The sequence below is a fragment of the Mycobacterium kyorinense genome, from assembly GCF_001672775.1.
Lineage (GTDB): Bacteria > Actinomycetota > Actinomycetes > Mycobacteriales > Mycobacteriaceae > Mycobacterium > Mycobacterium kyorinense_A.
Window position 1 is genome coordinate 1 of record NZ_LZKJ01000137.1, and the last position, 1,818, is coordinate 1,818.

A 1,818-nucleotide genomic window follows, 5' to 3' on the forward strand; every position below is an offset into this window, starting at 1 on the left:
GAACGTCGCCAGGATTCGTCCGGAGTATGTGCCGGCCGATCCGTGTGACCGGTTGGTGCATTTGCCTGGTGAGCAGGTGCAGTGTGACCTGTGGTTGCCCGGCCGGGTTGTTCCGGACCATGCGGGGGTGTTGCGGTCATTTCCGGTGTTGGTGATGGTGGCTGCCTACTCGCGGTTTATCGCCGCGATGATGATCCCGTCGAAGGTCACCGGGGATCTGTTGGCTGGGATGTGGCAGTTGCTGTCGCAATGCGTCGGTGCTGTTCCTCGAACCCTGTTGTGGGACAACGAGGCCGGGATCGGTCAACGCGGTCGGCTGGTCGAGGGGGTGGCCGGGTTCTGCGGTGTGCTGGGCACCCGGCTGATCCAAGCCCGGCCCTATGACCCCGAAACCAAAGGCATCGTCGAACGAGCCAACGGCTACCTTGGGTCGTCGTTTCTGCCGGGCCGCAGTTTTGCCTCGGCGCACGACTTCAACATCCAGCTCGCCCAGTGGCTGGCCTCGGTAGCCAACCCACGCCGTCACGCCGCCACCAAGATGGTTCCGGCCCAGGCCCTCGTCGCCGACCGGGAGGCGATGGCCGCGTTGCCTCCGGTGGCTCCGGTCACTGGCACCGTGTTCAGTACCCGGCTGGGACGCGACTACTACGTCAGTGTCGGTGGCAATGCCTACTCGGTGCATCCTGAGGCGATCGGGCGGATGATCACCGTGACCGCATCGCTGGATCGGATCGTGGCCCGATGCGCAGACCGGCTGGTCGCTGACCACGAAAGACTCTGGGGCACAGCCGGACTAATGTCTGAGCCGGAGCACCTGACCGCGGCGGCCACCATGCGCGAGCACTTCCGTAACCGGCCAGCTGCTGGTGCCCATCTCGACGTTGACGTCGAGGTCGCCGATCTAGGTGCCTATGACGCGGTGTTTGGGACCGGGGAGGTGGCCTGATGGCTGCCACTAAACGCGCCCCCACACCGGGTGAGGCCGACAAGCTGATCGCCCATCAATCCCGGCTACTCAAGGCTCCGCGGATCGCCGCCCACTACGGTCGGCTGGCCGAACAAGGACGGGCAGCCAACTGGTCGTTGGAGGACTACCTGGCCGCTGTCTTGGCCGTCGAGTCCAATGCCCGCGCCGAATCCGGTGCCCGTCAACGCATCCGCTATGCGGGGTTTCCGGCGATCAAGACCTTCACCGATTTCGACTTCACTGCCCAACCTCACGTCGACCGCGCCCAAATCGCCCGGCTCGAAGCCGGGGGCTGGCTAGCCGAAGCCCGCAACATCGTGCTGCTGGGCCCACCTGGTACCGGCAAAACCCATTTGGCTACCGCGTTGGCCATCGCGGCCGCCCAAGCCGGACACCGCGTCGCGTTCGCCCCGGCCACCGGCTGGATCACCCGGCTGGCCGAAGCCCACCGCATCGGGCGCCTCGATACCGAGCTAACCAAGATCTCCCGGATCGGGCTGATCGTCATCGACGAGGTCGGCTACATCCCCTTCGACACCGAAGCCGCCAACCTGTTCTTCCAACTGGTCTCCACCCGGTATGAGAAATCCTCGATCATCTTGACCTCTAACCTGCCGTTTTCCCGCTGGGGTCAAGTATTTGGCGAGGCCACCATCGCCTCAGCAATGATCGACCGCATCGTGCACCACGCCGACGTCATCGCCCTCAAAGGAGCCAGCTACCGCATCAAACACACCGCAATCGAGTCCCTGCCCTCCGTCGAAGCCGACCGTCAGGCAGACTCAACCCCGTAACACACCTGCTCAATTTTCGACCGGAAGAAACTGCTCAGGATTCGACCGGAACCGACA

2 protein-coding genes are annotated in these 1,818 nt (G+C 64.2%); both read left to right on the forward strand.

What is annotated here, in order from left to right; all coding sequences use genetic code 11:
* The coding region (locus tag A5707_RS14995; RefSeq protein ID WP_065015255.1) for an IS21 family transposase at nt 1-946 on the forward strand (946 nt) is incomplete at its 5' end.
* The gene (gene istB / locus A5707_RS15000) at nt 946-1,761 is read left to right on the forward strand and encodes an IS21-like element ISMyma9 family helper ATPase IstB (RefSeq protein ID WP_065015256.1); all 816 of its coding nucleotides are present in this window, start codon (nt 946-948) and stop codon (nt 1,759-1,761) included. The genes A5707_RS14995 and istB, both read left to right, overlap by 1 nt.
* Nucleotides 1,762-1,818 lie beyond the last annotated feature (57 nt).